16 protein-coding genes are annotated in these 19,556 nt (G+C 68.0%); 1 reads left to right on the top strand and 15 read right to left on the bottom strand.

Annotated features, from left to right (window positions below):
• Position 1: 1 nt before the first annotated feature.
• The 13 genes from tldD to leuS form a co-directional block, all read right to left on the bottom strand.
• Positions 2-1,447, bottom strand: a complete 1,446-nt coding sequence (gene tldD, locus THPRO_RS05095; RefSeq protein WP_038089443.1) for a metalloprotease TldD — start codon at positions 1,445-1,447, stop codon at positions 2-4.
• Complete coding sequence (locus tag THPRO_RS05100; protein ID WP_038089441.1) at positions 1,444-2,280, bottom strand: carbon-nitrogen hydrolase family protein; 837 nt, start codon at positions 2,278-2,280, stop codon at positions 1,444-1,446. The genes tldD and THPRO_RS05100 overlap by 4 nt, the downstream gene beginning before the upstream one ends.
• Positions 2,277-2,657, bottom strand: coding sequence for a hypothetical protein (locus tag THPRO_RS05105; protein WP_145930700.1), 381 nt, complete (start codon positions 2,655-2,657; stop codon positions 2,277-2,279). Before THPRO_RS05105 ends, THPRO_RS05100 begins: the two co-directional genes overlap by 4 nt.
• Positions 2,658-2,718: 61 nt before the next feature.
• Positions 2,719-6,630, bottom strand: a complete 3,912-nt coding sequence (locus tag THPRO_RS05110) for a YhdP family protein (protein WP_065089304.1) — start codon at positions 6,628-6,630, stop codon at positions 2,719-2,721.
• 33 nt (positions 6,631-6,663) lie between these two features.
• Positions 6,664-8,145 (bottom strand): ribonuclease G, encoded by a 1,482-nt coding sequence (gene rng / locus THPRO_RS05115; protein ID WP_038089432.1) that lies wholly within the window; start codon positions 8,143-8,145, stop codon positions 6,664-6,666.
• Positions 8,142-8,753, bottom strand: a complete 612-nt coding sequence (locus tag THPRO_RS05120) for a Maf family protein (RefSeq protein ID WP_065089305.1) — start codon at positions 8,751-8,753, stop codon at positions 8,142-8,144. Before THPRO_RS05120 ends, rng begins: the two co-directional genes overlap by 4 nt.
• A 172-nt stretch (positions 8,754-8,925) precedes the next feature.
• Complete coding sequence (gene rlmH / locus THPRO_RS05125; RefSeq protein WP_038089424.1) at positions 8,926-9,396, bottom strand: 23S rRNA (pseudouridine(1915)-N(3))-methyltransferase RlmH; 471 nt, start codon at positions 9,394-9,396, stop codon at positions 8,926-8,928.
• Between the two features lie 18 nt (positions 9,397-9,414).
• On the bottom strand, positions 9,415-9,792 hold the full coding sequence (rsfS, locus tag THPRO_RS05130) for a ribosome silencing factor (protein WP_038089421.1): 378 nt from the start codon (positions 9,790-9,792) through the stop codon (positions 9,415-9,417).
• Positions 9,789-10,457, bottom strand: coding sequence for a nicotinate-nucleotide adenylyltransferase (nadD, locus tag THPRO_RS05135; RefSeq protein ID WP_038089417.1), 669 nt, complete (start codon positions 10,455-10,457; stop codon positions 9,789-9,791). Before nadD ends, rsfS begins: the two co-directional genes overlap by 4 nt.
• Before the next feature lie 19 nt (positions 10,458-10,476).
• The gene (locus tag THPRO_RS05140) at positions 10,477-11,760 is read right to left on the bottom strand and encodes a glutamate-5-semialdehyde dehydrogenase (RefSeq protein ID WP_052064293.1); all 1,284 of its coding nucleotides are present in this window, start codon (positions 11,758-11,760) and stop codon (positions 10,477-10,479) included.
• A gap of 18 nt (positions 11,761-11,778) precedes the next feature.
• Positions 11,779-12,819 (bottom strand): DNA polymerase III subunit delta, encoded by a 1,041-nt coding sequence (gene holA, locus THPRO_RS05145; RefSeq protein ID WP_065089306.1) that lies wholly within the window; start codon positions 12,817-12,819, stop codon positions 11,779-11,781.
• A gap of 2 nt (positions 12,820-12,821) precedes the next feature.
• The gene (locus THPRO_RS05150) at positions 12,822-13,337 is read right to left on the bottom strand and encodes an LPS-assembly lipoprotein LptE (RefSeq protein ID WP_065089307.1); all 516 of its coding nucleotides are present in this window, start codon (positions 13,335-13,337) and stop codon (positions 12,822-12,824) included.
• Positions 13,334-15,913, bottom strand: a complete 2,580-nt coding sequence (gene leuS / locus THPRO_RS05155) for a leucine--tRNA ligase (protein ID WP_038089790.1) — start codon at positions 15,911-15,913, stop codon at positions 13,334-13,336. The genes THPRO_RS05150 and leuS overlap by 4 nt, the downstream gene beginning before the upstream one ends.
• Before the next feature lie 132 nt (positions 15,914-16,045).
• On the opposite strand from leuS, the gene THPRO_RS05160 reads away from it, so the two are divergent.
• On the top strand, positions 16,046-16,558 hold the full coding sequence (locus THPRO_RS05160) for a zinc ribbon-containing protein (RefSeq protein ID WP_038089407.1): 513 nt from the start codon (positions 16,046-16,048) through the stop codon (positions 16,556-16,558).
• A gap of 51 nt (positions 16,559-16,609) precedes the next feature.
• Here the strand turns inward: THPRO_RS05160 and THPRO_RS05165 are convergent, their stop codons facing one another.
• Together THPRO_RS05165 and lnt are read right to left on the bottom strand one after the other, a co-directional pair.
• Entirely contained in the window at positions 16,610-18,025 is a 1,416-nt protein-coding gene (locus THPRO_RS05165) for a mannose-1-phosphate guanylyltransferase/mannose-6-phosphate isomerase (protein WP_038089406.1), read from the bottom strand.
• Positions 18,022-19,554 (bottom strand): apolipoprotein N-acyltransferase, encoded by a 1,533-nt coding sequence (gene lnt / locus THPRO_RS05170; protein WP_065089308.1) that lies wholly within the window; start codon positions 19,552-19,554, stop codon positions 18,022-18,024. Before lnt ends, THPRO_RS05165 begins: the two co-directional genes overlap by 4 nt.
• Positions 19,555-19,556: the final 2 nt, after the last annotated feature.

The following is a 19,556-nucleotide window of genomic DNA, read 5'->3' on the forward strand; positions in this document are numbered from 1 at the left end:
CTCAGGCCTGCGTGCCGCCCACGGTGAGGCCATCGACCCGCAGGGTCGGCTGGCCGACGCCTACCGGCACACTCTGTCCGTCCTTGCCGCAGGTGCCGACGCCGTCGTCGAGCTTGAGGTCGTTGCCGATGCGCGTCACCCGGGTGAGCACGTCCGGACCGTTGCCGATCAGGGTCGCGCCCTTGACCGGGCGCGTCACCTTGCCGTTCTCGATGAGGTAGGCCTCCGAGGCGGAAAACACGAATTTGCCGGAGGTGATGTCCACCTGGCCGCCACCGAAATTGACCGCATACAAGCCTTTTTCGACCGACGCGATGATCTCCTGCGGATCGTCGTTGCCCGCGCGCATGTAGGTGTTGGTCATGCGCGGCATCGGCAAGTGGGCATAGGACTCGCGCCGGCCGTTGCCGGTCGGTGCCATGCCCATCAGACCGGCATTGAGCCGGTCCTGCATGTAACCGACCAACACCCCGTCGTCGATCAGTGTGGTGCAGGACGTGGGGATGCCCTCGTCGTCCACGTTGAGCGAACCGCGTCGCTCGGGCAGCGTGCCGTCGTCGACCACGGTCACGCCCTTGGCGGCCACGCGCTGACCGAGCCGACCACTGAAGGCCGAGGTTTGCTTGCGGTTGAAATCGCCTTCCAGGCCATGGCCGATGGCCTCGTGCAGCAATACGCCGGGCCAGCCGGGACCGAGCACCACCGTCATGTTGCCGGCCGGTGCCGCGACCGCATCGAGATTCACCAGCGCCTGACGCACCGCCTCGCGGGCGTAACCCAGCGCACGGTCCTCCTCCAGAAAATATCGGTAATCGACACGCCCGCCGCCACCGGCGTGACCCTGCTCCCGACGGCCGTCGGATTCGACGATCACGGTCACGTTGAGCCGCACCAGCGGCCGCGCGTCCGCCGCCAGGGTGCCGTCGCTTGCCGCCACCAGGATGAGGTCGTGCTCGCCGGCCATGCTGACCATCACCTGGGTCACACGCGGATCCTGGCGGCGCGCCTCGGCGTCGACGCGCTGCAACAATGCGATCTTGTCCTCAGGCGTGAGCTCTCGCGTCGGGTCCTGCGGCATGTACAAGGCGTGCCCTGCCTTCGCCTGCCAGGCCTGCATGCGCCCGGACTGCCCGCCGTGGGCGATGGCGCGCGCGGCCTGAGCGGCATCCAGCAGTGCGGGCAGTACGATTTCGTCGCTATAGGCGAAACCGGTCTTGTCGCCGCTGATCGCGCGCACGCCCACACCCTGATCGATCCCCCAGGAACCCTCGCGGACGATGCCGTCTTCGAGCCCCCAGGACTCGTGGCGGCTGAGCTGGAAATACAGGTCGCCGCTGTCGATTTGTCCGCCCAGCAGGCTGGAAAGGGCTCGGCTGAGATCCTGCTCGCCGAGTCCCGAGGGCGCGAGAATATGCGCCTGGGCGAGATCGAGTGCGTTGTCCGTCATAAGGTCTCCGTCGCGGCCGGAAGCTCCAGCCGGTGATGTTCGAGAGTGGGGAATTGTCCGCGGATACGCCGTTGCTGCGCCAGATCCACATCGGCGACCACCACGCCGGCGCCGCTTCCGCGACCGGCCAGCACCAGCCCCCAAGGATCGACCACCTGGCTGTGGCCATAGGTTTCGCGACCGCTCACATGAAAACCACCCTGCGCGGCGGCCACGAGGTAACTCAGGTTTTCGATCGCCCGCGCCCGCAGCAGCACGTCCCAGTGCGCCTGCCCGGTCAACGCGGTAAATGCCGACGGCAGCACGAACAGCTCGGCGCCGCGGCGCTGCAGCGTGCGGAAAAGCTCGGGGAAGCGCAGATCGTAGCAGACCGCCAAGCCCACACAGCCGATATCGGTCTGAACCACGACCGGCTCGCGGCCGGGCATGGTGGTGGCGGATTCATGATATTGCTCGCCGCTGGCGCTCAGGGAAACGTCGAATAGATGGATCTTGTCGTAACGCGCGACCCTGCGGCCATCCGGGCCGTATACAAGACAACTGGCATAGGCGCGCGCGGGGTCGTCCGAACGCAGCGGGATGGTGCCGCCCACCAGCCAGAGCTGGTGGCGCTGCGCCTGTGCGGCAAGGAAGTCTTGCACGCGGCCCTGGCCGTCGGTCTCGGCGGCCGCCGCGCGTTCAGCGTCGCTGCGCGGCATCAGATCGAAGCATTCCGGCAACACGGCCAGCCTGGCGCCGGCGTCAGCCGCCTCTTCGAGCAGTCGCGCCGCCTCGAGCAGATTGGCTTCGCGGTTCGGCCCGGAAGCCATCTGGATGGCCGCCACGCGACTCATGCGCCGCTTCCGTCCGATTGCAGGCTGAGCGACAGTGTGTTCATGTCGCTGCCACCGGGGAACAGACTGATTTCGTGCCGGGAAACGCCGAAGGCCACCAACCAGGCGACCAGACGGTGCGCCCAGATGTCGCCTTGTTCTCCACCCGGGTACTCGATGCTCAGGCGGTTGGACGGGTGCGACGCCCAAGCTTGCAACAGACGCCGCAACGCCGGATCGGCGAGCAACGTGCGGCTGCGGTCGGGGCTTTCCCATTGCGACTGGGAAATATTGCAGGTCGGCATGGCCGTCGGTCCTGCATCGGCCTGCGCTCGAAAGGTCATCATGGCCGTCAGCAGACCGGCCGTCAGCATCAATCGGATCATGGTTGACAACATGGGGTCATGGTAGCGCACTTTCAAAGCCCCGTATCGCCGCATCGCGCGAGATGCGGGATCATCAGAAAGGGTTCCCGCGAGGCGCGTCACCCCCCCGCGAGGGGTGGTCTCTTGCCGCGACATCTTCGGCCACGATCTTCGGCGCATCCCAGGGACCGGTCACCCGGTAGCGGAATTCGGCCGCCTTGTTGATCTGCTTTCCGAGCCCCAGCAGGCGGTCTAGCAGGAACAGGGCAGCGCCCGTGACCGGTCCGCCGAGCACGGCGCCGGCGATGGCGACCGTGGACTGCACCTGGGGCACGATGGTGACCTGCGCATCGTAGTCGCGCGCCACCATGCCCACCCGCCCAGTGATCGACATGTTCGCCGAGGATCCGCTGATGTGCGTGTCCTGGGTGTAGATGTTGCCGTCACGCAGCTGGAAGCGGCTCTTCATGTCGTTGAAGGCAAACCCCTTGTCGAAGACATCGCCGAAATTGAGGCTCAGACGCTGCGGCAGTGCGGCAAGGTTGAGCAGGCCGAGCAGGCGACCGGTCTGTCCCGGATTAACCTCCATCAGACGCCCGTTCTTGAGATCGAGCCGCGCCTGGCCTTCGAGCACGCCCCAGCCGAGCTGACCGGGCCCCCCTGGCCAGCTCAGGGTGGCGGACAGATGGCCCTTGCCGCCGGCCAGACCCGCCTGCACATTGAGTCCGTCCAGGGCCTTGCCGGCGTCGTCGCTATCCACCTCGAGCTGTACCTGCATCGTGGTGCGGCCACCGGGTTCGCGCAACCAGCTGCCGCTGGCGCGCGCCCGCAGATGCGGTTCGTCGACCTCGGCAAGATGAATCTGCATGCCCTCGCGCGTCGGCGTGGTGGTGAGCTGCACGTTGCGCAACCGGCGGTCGGCCACGGTCAACTCGCCGATACGCCCTGACAGCGCCGGCAGGCTGGCAGGGTCGACTGCGCCATCCCCCGCGGACGCGGGCAGGGTGCCGCCGTCGAGATCGAGCCGTGACAGATCGAAGCGTACTGGCGTGCCGCCGTGCAGCGCGGCAGGCACCTGCAGCTTGCCGCTGATCACGTCGGAGTCGATGGTCGCCCGCCACACGCCCCCCTGACGGGTCGCGTCCAGCGAGACCTTGCTCAGACGGCGGCCTAAGACGTCCAGTTCGCCGAAATTCATGCGCAGACGACGCACGGCATCGGCCGACGCACCGCCGCCCGGACACTCGGCCGTCGAGGTCGTGGATGGCAGCCTGTCGAGCACCCGGCGCCAGGCGTCGACGTTGAAATAGGCCAGTCGCCCCTGTACCGATACGCCCTTGGCCGGCAGTACCGGCGCGCCGGCATCCAGTCGCAGATCGCCGCGCACCACGTGCCGGCAACCCGTCTTGCCCGCCAGCTGGAACAGCCCCTGCAGATCCGCGCCGTAACGCAGCGACACCGGCGCATCGTCGTGCGTCAGCGAAAGTTGCGCCACCAGCCCGCGCGCGCTGGCAGCGGATTTGCCCAGCGGCGCCGGCAACTTCACGGACACGCCCTGCAGGCCGGAAACCAGGGTTAGGCCCATGCCGTAACGGCGGTAACCCTGCGTGGTCATCGGCAGCGTGAAGGCGATACGCCAGTCGGTGTCGCCCTGAGCGTAACGCGCGATCGGCGAATCCTTGCCAAACAGCCGCGCCACCGACAGATGACCGTCCAGCGTCAGGGTGGCCAGCCCGTCGCTGCGCGTGCTCGCGCCCAGCGTCACCGGCACGCCCTTGAATACGGCCTGCATGGCCTTCGCGCTCAAGCTGCGCTGAGTGAAGGCCAGTTTGCCGCGCATCCGACTGAGCGCGAAGTCCTGTTCCGGCAGGGCGAAACTGCCGTCGTCGATGCTCGCGCTGCCCCGCAATGACCAGTGCGGCAGTTCAGCCGCGCGCAGGGGCAGGCTCAAGCTGAGATCGAATTGCGTCTGGCCGCCGGCGCGCATCTCGTCGAATAGCGCCTTGCGCCCATCCCCAAGCGGCGTGTGCGAGAGATAGGTGACAACATCGCCCAGCGGCCCACTGCCCGAACCCTGGATGCCCAGCACGGCATGATCGAGATCCGGAATATCCAACGTCACGTCGCGCAGCGACGAAGACAGCATCTGCGCCTGAGACACCTGCGCATGCAGGCTGAAGTCGTGCAGGTCGAGCGTGCCATTCATCGCCTGCAGGCGGGGCCAGTCGCGGAAGTAGTCCAACGTGCCGTCGCGAACGGTCAGCTCGGCGTCGAAAACGCCGCGATGGTGCCTGAACGGGAAATCGCCCGGGTCGCCGCGCAGCACGATACTGCCACCCGTGACCTCGCCGCCCTGCAAAGCCTTGTTGAGCCAACGGACCAGATCCGGGTGCAGCCGTTTGACCGGCAGATAGCGCGGTGCAGCGGCAACCTTGGCCCGCTCCACACCGAGCATCAGGTTCAGATCCGGTCGCCCACCGTTCGGCAGCCACAGGCCGAGTTGGCCGCGTACAGCCAGGTCCTGGTTGCTCAATGCGAACCGGGGAGCAACGACTTCGGTGCCGTCCTCACCCCGTCGCCAGCGCAACACGCCCGAGGTCTTGAGTGCCGGCAACGGCTCGCCGAAGACCGTAGGTACAGTCACGCCCAGCTTCGCGCTGTCGATATCGAAGGAGCCTGCCACCGGGTTCATCGCCAGGTGGCCGCTCAGTCCGTCGACACCGGGCAGATGTCCGTCCGGGCGCAGCGAAACGTCTTGCAGATCGGCGCTCACCGCCAGCTGCGGCGGCCGCCCGTCGCCTTCGTGCAGCGCAAAACGCAGATCACGGAGATCGCCGCCAGGCGCCAGCGCGGTCAACCGGTCCGACCAGTCGTCCGGCAGCCAGGGCAGTCGCGCAAGCAGAGGCGCGACATCCTGCAAGCGCAGAAAACCCGCCCAGCCGCTCACCGTCCGATCGCTGCCGTCGTGCTGCGCGAAGCTAACGTCGAAGCCGTCGACCGGCCACGCGGACTGCTCCGTGGAAACCCGCAGCTGCGCCCCCTGCAGACGCCACCCCTGCGGCATCGCCTGCCAGCGCAGATCGCCGCTGAACGCTGTCAGAGCGGGAGGTACGGCGTTGGCGCTCACGGTCGGTCCCGGCAACGCCAGATTCTGCACGCTCAGATGGCCGCTGACGCGTGCGAGCCGCCCCTTCGTCCAGACCGACCACACGCGCGCATCGACCTGGCCGCGCAGCGGCGGCAATTCCGGCAACAGCGTCTTCAGCGGCAAGCCTTGCAGGCGGATACCCTGCAGATCGAGATAAACGCTGCCGCCCCAGACCGCGGCATCGCCGGCGCCGCGACGGCGCAGATCGGCGGCGAAACCCACTTCGCTGCCGAGTCTGGCCGGCAGCGCGAATCGCCCCGCGAGGTCGATACCATCGTCGGTCGGTCTTGCGACCAGCGTCACCCGGGTGAAGCGATAGCGGCGCCCACCCGCGACATCGTCGATCACCACCCGGGCATCGCCGAGCCGGTAGTCGATGCGCGACACCCAGGCCGGCAGGCGCGCGCCGCTCGCCGTCGGCTCGGCACCGCCATCGCCCGGCAACGGCAGGGCGAGGCCGCTGATGCTCAGACGCCCGTCGGCGGCGCGGGTGATCACCACTCGGGCACCCTGCAGATCGATCTCGCCGGGCACCGGACGCCCCGCCAGCAGCGAATTCCAGACGCCCAGACGCAAACCCACGCGCGACAGCTGGAGAGCGGTCTTGCCAGCGTCGTCGAGCACGCGGACGTGTTCGAGCGTCACCGTCGGCGTGATCCAGTGCCAGCCGACCTGAATGCCGCCGATGCGCACCGGATGGTGCAGCCAGTCGCTGGCGACGGCTTCGATCTGGGCACGGTAATGCGGCACCATGGGCAGTAACTGGCGCGCGACCACGGTCAGCACCGCGGCGAGAATGACGGCCACCGCCGCGCTCAGCCAGAGCGCGCCTACCAGATGCTTCAGCCAACGCGGCATACGCCCTCGCTCGCCGTCGCCCGCAGGGTATTGCTAGAGCGGCACCACATCGAACTGTTCCTGCGTATAGAGCTGTTCGACCTGCAGGCGGATCGGCACGCCGATGAACTCCTGCAACTCGGCTAGGCTCGACGACTCCTCGTCGAGCAGCATGTCGATCACCTCCTGCGCCGCCAGCACGAGCAGCTCGCGGGCATCGAACTGGCGCGCCTCGCGCAGTATCTCGCGAAACATTTCGTAGCACACGGTCTCGGCGCTCTTGAGCTGTCCGCGCCCGCCGCAGGCCGTGCACGGCTCGCACAGCACATGCTCCAGGCTTTCACGGGTGCGCTTGCGCGTCATTTCCACCAGCCCGAGGCTGGAAACCTCGCACACCTGGCTGCGCGTATGGTCGCGTTCGAGCGCCTTTTCCAGCGCCCGCAGCACCTGGCCGCGATGCGCCTCCTCCTTCATGTCGATGAAATCGATGATGATGATACCGCCGAGGTTGCGCAAACGAAGCTGGCGCGCGATCGCCTGGGCGGCCTCCAGATTGGTCTTGAGGATGGTTTCCTCAAGGTTGCGATGGCCGACGAAGGCCCCCGTGTTGACGTCGACGGTGGTCATCGATTCGGTCTGGTCGATGACCAGATGCCCGCCCGACTTGAGCTGCACCTTGCGATCCAGGGCCTTCTGGATCTCGTCCTCCACGCCGTGCAGATCGAAGATCGGCCGCTCGCCGGCGTAATGCTCGATGCGATCGACCATCTCGGGCACGTAGCGCGCGGCGAATTCCTCGACCAGCTGCAGGGTCTCGCGCGAGTCCACCCGGATCAGCGCGATTTCCTCGTTGGCGAGATCGCGCAGCACGCGCAGCGTCAGCGGCAGGTCGGAATAGACCAGCGAACCGGCCGACGCGCTGCCCGCGCGCTCGCGGATGGTCTTCCACAGGCGCTGCAGGTAATGGATGTCGCGACGCAGATCCTCCTCGCCGACATCCTCCGCGGCGGTGCGCACGATGAAACCGTGCGCCTCCTCGCACACACTGCTCAACGACTGCACCAGGTCGCGCAGGCGCTGGCGCTCGGCATCGGCCTCGATCCGCGTGGAAATGCCGATACTGCCGTTGCCCCCCGGCACCAGCACGAGGTATCGGGACGGCACGCTCAGGTGGGTGGTCAAGCGCGCACCCTTGGAGCCCAGCGGATCCTTGGTGACCTGCACCAACAGGTGCTGACCCTCCTGCAGCACCGAACCGATGGCCGGCGGTTGCAGGGTTTCGCTGCTCGGCGGCAGATCGTCCTGATGAATATCGCGCAGATCCGAGGCGTGCAAGAAGGCCGCACGGTCCAGCCCGATGTCGACGAACGCGGCCTCCATGCCGGGCAGGACGCGGCTGACACGCCCCTGGTAGATATTGCCCACCAGCCCGCGTCGCCGGCTGCGCTCGATATAGACTTCCTGCAACACGCCGTTTTCCACCAGCGCGACCCGCGTCTCCTGCGGGGTCACATTCATCAGCAATTCCGAACTCATGCGGCGCCATCCCTCGCGTGACCGCCCCCCGGGGGCGTTCCGGTATCCCATAATTCCAGCAAGGCTGCCGTCTCGTACAGCGGCAACCCCATCACCCCGGAATAACTGCCCGACAGGTGTTCGATGAAGATCGCGGCCCATCCCTGGATGGCGTAGGCGCCCGCCTTGTCCAGAGGCTCGCCGGTAGCGACATAACGGGCGCGTTCGGCCGGCGCGATCGCGCGGAACCACACCTCACTCTCGGACAGGCGCACCTCCTCCCGCGTTCCGTCCGTCAGCGCCACCGCGGAACAAACCCGGTGGGCGCGGCCGGACAAACGCGCCAGCATCGCTTCGGCTTCCTCCGCGTCCGCCGGCTTGCCGAGGATGTCGCCGTCCAGCACCACCGCCGTATCGGCGCCCAGCGCCGCCCGCTCGTCCTGCCGCTGCCGCCAGCCGGCCCGTGCCTTGTCGAGGGCCAGCCGGCACACGTAGTCCGCCGCCGCTTCGCCCATGCGATGGGTCTCGTCGACATGGGCAGGCACGACCCGGTGCGTCACCCCGATCTGATCGAGCAGCGCGCTACGGCGGGGCGAGGCCGACGCGAGCAGCAGGCGCGCCGGGCTCATGCCTTGACCTCGCGGCCGGCGGACGGCCGCGAACCGAGGCGCGCGACGGCGATACGCGCGGTCTTCAGCCCCGGCGACCGATGCCGGGCATCGTCGCATATGACCAAACCACCCTCCTTGCATTCTGATTGGCGGACCGTGCCGCGTATTCGCGGCCTGGCTGTGGGCAGCCCTAGTCCCGATGATACGGGTGGTGGTTGATGATACTCGACGCGCGGTAGAGCTGCTCGGCCACAAGCACGCGCACCAGCGGATGCGGGAAGGTCAGCGGCGACAGCGACCACAGCCATTCCGCCGCCGCGCGCGCGCCGTCCGTCAGCCCCTCCGGGCCACCGACCCACAAGGCGACGTCGCGACCGTCCTGCAACCAGCCCGACAGGCACGTGGCAAGACCCGGCGTATCCAGCGCGCGACCGCGCGCGTCGAGCGCGGCGATGCGGGCGCCGCGCGGCGTCGCCGCGCGCAGGCGTTCGGCCTCGCGCTCGGCTATCCGCGCGAGATCGGCCTTGCGGCCGCGCTTCTCCGGCGGCACCTCGATCAGATGCAGGGAGGACTCTGGCGGCATACGCCCGGCATACTCGCGATAACCGGCCTCGACCCAGGCCGGCATGCGCTGGCCGACGGCGATCAGGTGGATGCGCACCGGATACCGCCTCGCGGCTCAGCCTTGCCCGTGGCTCGGTTCCGCTTCCGGCTCGGCCTCGGCAGTCCACAGTTTTTCGAGATTGTAGAAATCGCGCACCCGCGGCAGCATCACATGCACCACGATGTCGTCGAGGTCGACCAGCACCCATTCGCCTTCGCGCTCGCCCTCGCTGCCGCGCACATCGAATCCCGCCTGCTTGGCGCAGCGCGCCACATTGCCGGCCAGCGACTTCACGTGTCGATCAGAGGTGCCGGTAGCGATGATCATCAGATCCATCAGCGGCGATTTGCCGCGCAGGTCGACGATACGGATATCCTGTGCCTTGAGGTCTTCGAGTGCGGTCACGGCGATCTTGCGCAGCCGTTCGATGTCGTCTTGAAGTATCGGTTTCATGTCACTCCCCGGTCGGTGGGCGGCATTGCCGACGTCCGACCGTATAAGCCCTGTGTTCGGATCGCCTCGAGAACGGCGTCCGGAATGAGAAAGCGCGGGTCGCGACCGCGCCGCAGTTGCTCGCGTACCGCCGTGGCGGAGATGTCGAGTTGGGTCACGTCGACCCACATCACGCAACCGCCGGGTGCCGCGCGCAGATCGCCCGCCCGGGCGGTCACGCGCCCGCCCACCAACGCCGCCAGCGGCGGCGCCATCTCGGTCGACTCGCCGGGACGGTGGGCAACGACGATATGGGTCAGACCCAGCAGATCGGCCGCATGATGCCAGGCCGGCAGTCCCGCAAAGGCATCCGCGCCCAGAATCAGGCAAAACGGCAGCTCCGGGCCGAAATCCCGGCGCAGCGACCGCAGCGTGTCGTAGGTGTAGGAAGGTCCGCTGCGTGTCAGCTCGCGCCGGTCGAGCACGAAACCGGGCACGCCCGCCGTCGCCCGTTCGACCAGCCCGGCCCGCGCCTCGGCATCGGCGCCTGGCACGCTTCGATGCGGCGGGATGCCGCAGGGCAGGAAACGCACTTCATCCAGATCGAGCGCCTCGCGGATTTCGAGCGCGATGCGCAGGTGGCCGTAGTGGATCGGGTCGAAGGTGCCGCCCAGCAGCCCGATCACGCGCGCGCCTCCATTCGCACTATTGGCGCACCTGTCCGTCACCCAGCACAACGTATTTCTGGCTGGTCAGACCCTCGAGGCCGACCGGACCGCGCGCGTGCAGCTTGTCGGTGGAAATGCCGATCTCGGCACCCAGGCCGTACTCGAAGCCGTCCGCCAGGCGAGTCGAGGCGTTCACCATCACCGAGCTCGAATCGACCTCGCGCAAAAAACGCCGCGCGCGGGAATAGTCCTCGGTCAGTATGCTGTCGGTATGGTGCGAACCATGAACATTGATGTGTTCGATCGCCTCGTCGAGACCGTCGACCACCTTGATCGACAGGATCGGCGCCAGGTATTCGATATCCCAGTCCGCCTCCGTGGCCGGCTCGATGTCCGGCAGCACCGCGCGCGTGCGCTCGCAGCCCTTGAGCCGCACGCCCTCGTCCGTGTAGCGCGCGGCCAGCGGCGGCAGGATGTCCACTGCGCGCGCGGCGGACACCAGCAGGGTTTCCATGGTGTTGCAGGTGCCGTAACGCTGACATTTGGCGTTGAAGGCCACGTTGAGCGTCTTTTCCGTATCCGCGCTGTCGTCGATATAGACGTGACACACGCCGTCCAGATGCTTGATCACCGGAATCAGGGATTCGCGGCTGACACGCTCGATCAGCCCCTTGCCGCCACGCGGCACGATCACGTCGACGTAATCCTTCATGCGCAGCAGTTCGCCGACCGCGGCGCGATCGGGTGTCTCGATGACCTGTACCGCGGCCTCGGGCAAGCCCGCTGCGACCAAGCCCTCGCGAATGCAGGCGGCGATCGCCTGATTGGAGAACAATGCCTCGGAACCGCCACGCAGAATGGCCGCGTTGCCGGACTTGAGGCACAGCGCGGCGGCATCCACCGTCACGTTGGGGCGCGACTCGTAGATGATGCCGATCACGCCCAGCGGCACGCGCATGCGTCCGACCTGGATGCCGCTTGGCAGATACTTGAGATCCTCGATCGCGCCCACCGGATCCGGCAGCTTGGCGATCTGGCGCAGCCCTTCGGCCATGGTCGCGATGCGCGCGTCGATCAGCCCCAGCCGGTCCAGCAGCGCGGCGTCGAGACCGCGGGCACAGCCCGCCTCGAGGTCGCGGGCGTTCTCCGCCTTGAGTCGCGGCGCGGCGGCCTCGATCGCATCCGCGATGGCGGCCAGGGCGCGATTCTTGATGCCGGTCTCGGCACGCGCCAGATCGCGCGAAACGGCGCGCGCGCGGCGGCCGATGGCGTCCATATAGGCGGGCACGGAAGATACCGATGCGGATGTATTTGCATTCATCTGGATCACCTCAAGCGGCTAGGCCAGCACGCGGCCGGTCTCCGCCGCCAGAACCCAGGCGGGGGGAAACAGGGCACGGCCACCCAGTACGAGTGATAATTGTAACAATTCATCCCAAGGATCGCCCGCTGCCTGTCCCTTGACCACCCGATCGGCGCGCGCGGCCAGCAGTACGAGCAGTCGCGCACGCGGTCCCTGCCAGCGGCGCGCGGCCTGTTCCACCGGCCGCCGCCGCTGCGGCGGGATGCCGCGCCACAACGCATCCGCCTTGCCGCCCGTCGCCAACCGCGCCAGCAACCGCGCCTCCCGCACCAGCGCCCAAGCCACCAGCGTAGGCTCGACACCTTCGCCACGCAGGCCGTCGAGAACCCTGCCCACGCGCCCGGTATCGCCGGCGCGCACCGCGTCGGCAAGATCATTGACGTCATAACGCGCGCTGCCGGTGACCGCCGCGAGCACCTCGGCGACGCCCAGGGGACCGGGCGGATGCAGCAGCGCCAACTTGGCGATCTCCTGGTCGGCCGCCAGCAGATTGCCCTCGACCCGCTCCAACAGCAGCGCCACGGCGGCTTCGTCCGCCACCAGCCCGCGCACCTTGAGCCGCTGCACCAGCCAGCCGCGCATCTCGGACGGCGCCAACGGCCAGATCGCCACCCAGACGCCGATGCGCTCGACCGCTTTGACCCAGGCCGCCGAACCGGCGGCACGATCCATGCGCGCGGACTGGATCAGCAACACCGTATCCGGCGGCGGATTCTTGAGATAGTCGGCCAGCACCGCGCCGCCGGCCTTGCCCGGCTTGGCAGTGCCCAGCCTCAGATCGAGCAGGCGCCGCTCGGCGAACAGCGAGGTCGCCGCCGCCTCGGCGGCCAGCGCAGACCAGTCGAAACCCGGTTCGACGGTCATCACGACACGCTCGCCAAAGCCCTGCTCGCGTGCGGCGGCGCGGACACGATCGGCCGACTCCATCGCCTGCAGCGGTTCGTCGCCGCTGATCAAATAGACCGGCTTGAGCGGCGCGCCGAGCGCCGTCGACAGCTGCGAAGGCTTGAGCGGCACGCTCAGGATGCCCCGGCATGCGCCTGCAGGCGCAGCAGGGCCAGATTGGCCAGTTCGCGAGTCATGCTCTGCTGCAATAGGCGTTCCTCCGGTCCCTGGCTCTGCAGTTGCGCGGTACTGAGGCTGTATTGCCGCTGCACGCTGATCGACTGATCGGGCAGCTTCCATCTGCCCTGGGTGGCGTGCGCTCGGAACACCAGCGTCGTCTCCAGCGCATAGCTGGTGGCCTGATTCAAGGCGCTCACCGTCAACGCCCGCTGCGTGGTGTTGATCGACACGATGGTGAGCACGGCGCCGGCCTGTTGCGGATCGCTCACCAGGGTCACGCCGTTGGCGCGCAGCGCCTGCGCCAGCGAGCGCACCACCGGATTCTGCATCGAGGCGCCAGCAAGATAGGTGCGCGACATGGCGGCGGGCAGTTGCGCGACGCCGCGCAGGTGGAATCCGCAACCGCCGAGCAACAGACCCAGGGCGGCGAGCGCCAGCAGGCGCAGGGCAAGTCGCGGCGCGCGCGTCATCCCACGACCACGTTCACCAGCCGGCCGGGCACGACAATAATCTTGCGCACCGTCATGCCATCGATGAAGCGCACGGCGTTCGGTTCGGCCAGCGCGGCCGCTTCGATCGCCGCCTTGTCGGCGTCGGCGGGCACCGCGATCTGGCCGCGTAGCTTGCCGTTGACCTGCACCGCCAGCTCGATGGTGTCGCGTGCGAGCGCCGCCTCGTCCACCACGGGCCAGGGCGCGTCGACGATATCCTCGCCGTAGCCGAGTTCGCGCCACAGGTGGTGGGCGATGTGCGGCGCCACCGGCGACAGCAGCCGCAGCAGGATCGAAAGCCCCTCGTGGCGCAGCGCGGCGGCGCCGGCGGCATCCTCGAGCCGGCCCAGCGTGTTGAGGATCTTCATGCAGGCCGAGATCACCGTGTTGAACTGGTACTTGCCGAAGTCGACCAGCGCCTGGTGCAGGGTCTCGTGAATCTCACGGCGCGCCGCCTGAACCGCCGGTGCCTGTTCGGTCGCCGGCGCGACATCGCCCGCCCCGCCCTGCTCGGCGGCGTAGGCCCACAGGCGCTTGAGGAAGCGGTGAGCGCCCTCGACGCCGGCGTCGTTCCACTCCAGCGACTGCTCCGGCGGCGCCGCGAACATCATGAACACGCGCGCGGTGTCGGCGCCGTAGCGGTCGATCAGCGCCTGCGGATCGACGCCGTTGTTCTTGGACTTCGACATCTTCTCGATGCCGCCCATCGTGACCGGCTGGCCGTCCGCCTTGAGCGTGGCCGCGACCGGCCGACCCTTTTCATCGGTGGCCACCTGCACGTCGGCGGGGTTGATCCACTGCTTGCGCCCGTCCGCACCCTCGCGCAGGAAGGTGGGCGCGACCACCATGCCCTGGGTCAGCAGGTTGTGGAACGGCTCGTCCGCTTGGGTCAGACCGAGGTCGCGCATCACCTTGGTCCAGAAGCGCGAATAGAGCAGATGCAGGATGGCGTGCTCGATGCCGCCGACGTACTGGTCCACCGGCATCCAGTAATCGGCGCGGCCGTCGACCATCGTCGCGGCGTCCGGGCAGGTGTAGCGGAAGAAGTACCAGGACGAGTCGACGAAGGTGTCCATGGTGTCGGTCTCGCGCCGCGCCGCGCCGCCGCAACGGGGGCAGGTGCAGGCGAGAAAGGCCTCGTTCCGGTTGAGCGGGTTGCCCGAACCGTCCGGCACGCAGTCCTCCGGCAGCACCACCGGCAGCTGCTCCTCGGGCACCGGCACGTCGCCGCAGGCCGCACAATGAATTATCGGGATCGGCGTGCCCCAATAGCGCTGGCGCGAGATGCCCCAGTCGCGCAGGCGCCAGGTGACCTTCTTCTCGCCCAAGTCCTTGGCGGCGAGATCGGCGGCGACGGCATCCACCGCCGCCTCGAATTCGAGCCCGTCGTACTGGCCGGAATTGATGCAGACGCCATGTTCGGCGTAGGCCGCCTGCCACGGGGCCGGGGTTTCATTACCGGCCGAGGTCAGCACGACCGGCTTGATCGGCAGACCGTATTGGTGGGCGAACTCGAAGTCGCGCTCGTCGTGCGCCGGCACGGCCATCACCGCGCCCTCGCCGTAACCCATCAGCACGTAGTTGGCGACCCACAGCGGCAGCGGCTCGCCGGTGAGCGGATGCTCGACGGTGAAGCCGGTCGCCATGCCCTTCTTCTCCTGGGTGGCGATCTCGGCCTCGGAGGTGCCGCCGTGGCGGCACTCGTCGATGAAGGCGGCCAGCTCGGGATTGCCCTTGGCGGCGTGCAGCGCCAGCGGATGCTCGGCGGCCACCGCCACGTAGGTCGCGCCCATCAGGGTGTCGGCGCGGGTGGTGAACACCCACAGCACGCCGCCGCCGTCGATGGCGTGCGGAAAGCCGACGCGCACGCCGTGGCTCTTGCCGATCCAGTTCTTCTGCATGGTGCGGACCTGCTCCGGCCAGCCGGGCAGGTCGTCGAGGTCGGCCAGCAGCTCCTCGGCGTACTGCGTGATCGCCATGTAGTACATGGGGATCTCGCGCTTTTCCACCACCGCGCCGGTGCGCCAGCCGCGCCCGTCGATCACCTGCTCGTTGGCCAGCACGGTCTGGTCCACCGGGTCCCAGTTCACCGTGCCGGTCTTCTGGTAGACGATGCCCTTCTCCAGCAGGCGCAGGAACAGCCACTGGTTCCAGCGGTAGTAGTCCGGCTTGCAGGTGGCGAGCTCGCGCGACCAGTCGATGGCAAAACCCAGCGACTTGAGCTGGCCGCGCATGTAGTCGATGTTGTCGTAGGTCCAGCGCGCGGGCGGCACGCCGTTGTTCATCGCCGCGTTTTCCGCCGGCAGGCCGAAGGCGTCCCAGCCCATCGGCTGCAACACGTTCTTGCCGGTCATACGCTGATAGCGCACGATCACGTCGCTGATCGTGTAATTGCGCACGTGCCCCATGTGCAGGCGCCCGGACGGATAGGGGAACATGGACAGGCAGTAGAATTTCTCCCGCGCCGCGTCCTCGCGCGCCTTGAAGGTCTCGTGCTCGACCCAATAGGCCTGCGCGGCCTGCTCCACCCCGGCGGCGTCGTACTGCTCCTGCATAGCCTTGTCCATGTCCCTGTCAACAAGCGGGGAAGCTTACCAGCGGCGAGCGCGGCGCGGCAATCGACACCCGTCACCGCCCGGCCGCATGCGTTAGAATCCAGTCATCATCGATCCGCGCCGGAGAGCCGCATGAGCCAAGAAGACCCCAAACCGCACCTGAGCGAAGCCTACGCCCGCATGATCGAGCGCGCGCGCAGCACCGTGGAAAGCGCCGGCAAGCGGCTCGAACAGGCCGTGGACGAAGCCCGCGACATGGCGCACGAACTGGGAGAATTGACCCGCGACGAGGCCGACCTGCTGTCCGAGTACGTCAAGCGCGACCTGCGCGACCTCGGCGCCTATCTGGACCTTTCCGGCAGCGACCTGCGCGGCTGGTTCGTCATCGACAAGACCTTGATCGAGGCGCGCCTGTTCGAACTCATGGCCTCGGTCGCCGACAAGACCAGCCTCGCCCTGGCCGAATTCGCGCGCAACGTGCGCCAGCCCACGGTCTGGCGCACCGGCGAAATCACCGGCCCAGGCGTGCTCGCCTGCCTCGAATGCGGCAAGACCCTGCAGCTGGGCAAGGCCGGGCGGATTCCGCCCTGCCCGCACTGCCACGCCACCCGTTTCCGCCGCCAGCACGAATCGCCGGAAGCTTGAACCGATACACGCCGCCCGCGTGACCGCATCGTCATGCGGGCGGCGCCGCCCTCATCCTCGCCCGTAGCTGTCCTCGAAACGCACGATGTCGTCCTCGCCGAGATAGCTGCCCGACTGTACCTCGATCATTTCGAGTTCGATGCGCCCCGGATTTTCCAGCCGATGGGTCACGCCCAGCGGGATGAACGTCGACTCGTTCTCGGCCAGCGTGAACACTTCGTCGCCGCGGGTCACGCGCGCGGTGCCGCGCACCACGATCCAATGCTCGGCGCGGTGGTGATGCATCTGCAGCGACAGCCGCTCGCCGGGCTTGACGGTGATGCGCTTGACCTGGAAGCGCTCGCCCAGACTGATACCTTCGTAGGCGCCCCATGGGCGCAGCACGCGGCGGTGGTTCACGCTTTCCTCGCGGCCGGCACCCTTGAGGCGGCCGACCACCGACTTGACCTCCTGCACGCGGTCGCGGGCGGACACCAGCACGGCATCGGCGGTCTCTGCCACCACCACATCGGAGAGGCCGAGTACCGCCACCAGCCGATGTTCGGCATGCACGTAGCTGTCGCGACAGTCCAACGCGATCACATCGCCTTCCAGGCGGTTGCCGGTTTCGTCCTTGGCACCCACCTCCCACAAGGCCTGCCAGGAACCGACGTCGCTCCAGCCTGCATCGAGCGGCACCACCACGGCGTCATCGGTGGGCTCCATCACCGCGTAATCGATCGAATCGCTGGGGCTGGCGGCAAAGGCTTCCGCATCCAGGCGCAGGAAGTCGAGGTCCTCGCGCGCCAGCGCATGTGCGCGGCGCGCCGCTTCCAGAATCGCCGGCGCATGGGTCTCCAGCACCTGCAGATAGCGCTCGGCGGTGAACAGGAACATGCCGCTGTTCCACCAGTGGCGGCCGCCGGCGACATAGGCCTCGGCCACGTCCAGCGCCGGTTTCTCGACGAACCGCGCGACGCGGCGCGCCGGTCCCTCGCCGAGGACATCGCCCGCCTCGATGTAGCCATAGCCGGTTTCGGCGCGCGTGGGTACCACGCCGAAGGTCACCAGCGCGCCGTCGCGGGCGGCGGCGGTCGCCGCCGCCACCGCCGCGTGGAAGGCCTGGACGTCATTGATCAGGTGATCGGCCGGCAGCACCAGCATCAGGGCCTGCGGATCGGCGACAGCGATGTCGAGCGCCGCCGCGGCGATCGCGGGCGCCGTATTGCGCCCGATCGGCTCCAGCAGGATGCGGCCATCGACGCCCAGCGCGCGCAGCTGCTCGGCCACCATGAAACGCTGTTCGTCGTTGCCGACCACGCAAGGCGCCGCCACACCCGGCAGGCCCGCCAGGCGACGCAAGGTGGTCTGGAACAGGCTCAGCTCGCCGACCAGCGGAATGAACTGCTTGGGATAGGCATGCCTGGACAGCGGCCACAGGCGGGTACCGGAGCCGCCCGACAGTATCACGGGTACAATCTGGGTCATTTCGATTCCATCTTCCGCTGTTGATTTCGAGTCATGGCCAGGCCAAAGACCCAGCCGAAAAACAGTATCGCGAACACCGCGCCGACCACGGGGCCGTTGCCGATCCTTACATAAGGCGTGGCACCGCCCATCGGCCGGACCTCGGCGCTGATCACCTCGGTGCGTCCCATATCCGCCAGCGCGATCACCTCGCCCTTGGGGCCGACGATGCCGGAAATGCCGGTATTCGCGGCACGCAGCAGATAACGCCCGGTCTCCAGCGCGCGCATGCGCGCGATCTGCATGTGCTGGGCAGGCTCCAGCGAGCCGTCGAACCAGGCATCGTCGCTGACGTTCACCAAAAGGCTCGCCTGCGGCAATCCGCGGATCACGAGATCCCCGTAGGCATCCTCGTAACAGATCGACACGTCCACCGTCTGGCCTGCGGCCTGCACCGTATAACCGCCCCGTCCTGCGCTCAATCCGGACATCGGCACGTTCATATCCCGGTATAGCCAGCCCAGCAGCCCCTTGAAGGGCATGTATTCGCCGAACGGCACCAGATGATGCTTGAAATAGAAGCCGGGCGCGCCGTCACCGACGCTCGCCACCGCATTGTAGATTTTCTGCCCTCGCCGCACGAACAACCCCACCATCAGCGTCGAGCCGTGGCTGGCGGCCTCGGCCGCCAACGGGTCGAGATAGCGGGCGGCCACCTCGCGGTACAACGCCGGTATCGCGCTCTCCGGCCAGACGATCAGGCGGCTGTCCCAGTGCGCGCGGGTCAGGTCGCGATAGCGCGCCAGCGTGCGCTCGAATTCGCTCGGCACCCACTTGACCTGCTGCGGCACGTTGCCCTGCACCACGCTCACCCGCATCGGCGCGCCGGTCGGATGCGTCCAGTCGACCTGTCTGAGTGCGCCGGCACCGAACCAGAGCACACCGGCCGCCAGCAGCGCGGCAACACGCGGCGGCACGCGGCGGCCGGTCGCCGCCAGGGCCAGCAGGCCGGCGAGGAGCGCCACCAGCCAGCTGACGCCGTAATCGCCGAGCACGGGCGCCAGCCCGCCCGGCCCGCTCGCCACCTGGCTGTCGCCGAGCAGCAGCCACGGAAAGCCCGTGAACAAGGTACCGCGCAGCCATTCGAACGCGGTCCAAAGCGCCGGCCAGATCACGATCAGGCGCGCCGCGGCCGGCACGCAGCCGAAGCGCGAGGCCACCCAGCCCATCAGCCCCGGATAGAGCGCCAGGACCAGCACGAACACGCCGGCCAGCGGCAGGGCCAGCGCCTGCATGTGCGCCCCGAACAGGGACAGGCCCGAGGTGATCCAGGAAACACCGAAACCGAAAAATCCGAGTCCGTACAGATACCCCCGCCAGGCCATGCGGCGAGGCGTGGCATGATGCCAGCTCACAAACAGCATGGCCGGGCCGATCACAGCCAACGGCGCCACCGAGTAAGGCGCAAAGGCCACCACGGTCAACAGCCCGGCCAGCAGGGCGAGCAGATCGGCGAGCCGGGAACGCCCGCTCAGGTCGCTGAGTTTCATGC

It is taken from the genome of Acidihalobacter prosperus, assembly GCF_000754095.2.
GTDB classification, from domain to species: Bacteria; Pseudomonadota; Gammaproteobacteria; order DSM-5130; family Acidihalobacteraceae; genus Acidihalobacter; species Acidihalobacter prosperus.

Coding starts and splice junctions, on each gene's coding strand:
- tldD (WP_038089443.1), bottom strand. CDS start 1,447: ATGACGGACAACGCACTCGATCTCGCCCAGGCGCATATTCTCGCGCCC.
- THPRO_RS05100 (WP_038089441.1), bottom strand. CDS start 2,280: ATGAGTCGCGTGGCGGCCATCCAGATGGCTTCCGGGCCGAACCGCGAA.
- THPRO_RS05105 (WP_145930700.1), bottom strand. CDS start 2,657: ATGTTGTCAACCATGATCCGATTGATGCTGACGGCCGGTCTGCTGACG.
- THPRO_RS05110 (WP_065089304.1), bottom strand. CDS start 6,630: ATGCCGCGTTGGCTGAAGCATCTGGTAGGCGCGCTCTGGCTGAGCGCG.
- rng (WP_038089432.1), bottom strand. CDS start 8,145: ATGAGTTCGGAATTGCTGATGAATGTGACCCCGCAGGAGACGCGGGTC.
- THPRO_RS05120 (WP_065089305.1), bottom strand. CDS start 8,753: ATGAGCCCGGCGCGCCTGCTGCTCGCGTCGGCCTCGCCCCGCCGTAGC.
- rsfS (WP_038089421.1), bottom strand. CDS start 9,792: ATGAAACCGATACTTCAAGACGACATCGAACGGCTGCGCAAGATCGCC.
- THPRO_RS05140 (WP_052064293.1), bottom strand. CDS start 11,760: ATGAATGCAAATACATCCGCATCGGTATCTTCCGTGCCCGCCTATATG.
- THPRO_RS05150 (WP_065089307.1), bottom strand. CDS start 13,337: ATGACGCGCGCGCCGCGACTTGCCCTGCGCCTGCTGGCGCTCGCCGCC.
- leuS (WP_038089790.1), bottom strand. CDS start 15,913: ATGCAGGAGCAGTACGACGCCGCCGGGGTGGAGCAGGCCGCGCAGGCC.
- THPRO_RS05160 (WP_038089407.1), top strand. CDS start 16,046: ATGAGCCAAGAAGACCCCAAACCGCACCTGAGCGAAGCCTACGCCCGC.
- THPRO_RS05165 (WP_038089406.1), bottom strand. CDS start 18,025: ATGACCCAGATTGTACCCGTGATACTGTCGGGCGGCTCCGGTACCCGC.
- lnt (WP_065089308.1), bottom strand. CDS start 19,554: ATGAAACTCAGCGACCTGAGCGGGCGTTCCCGGCTCGCCGATCTGCTC.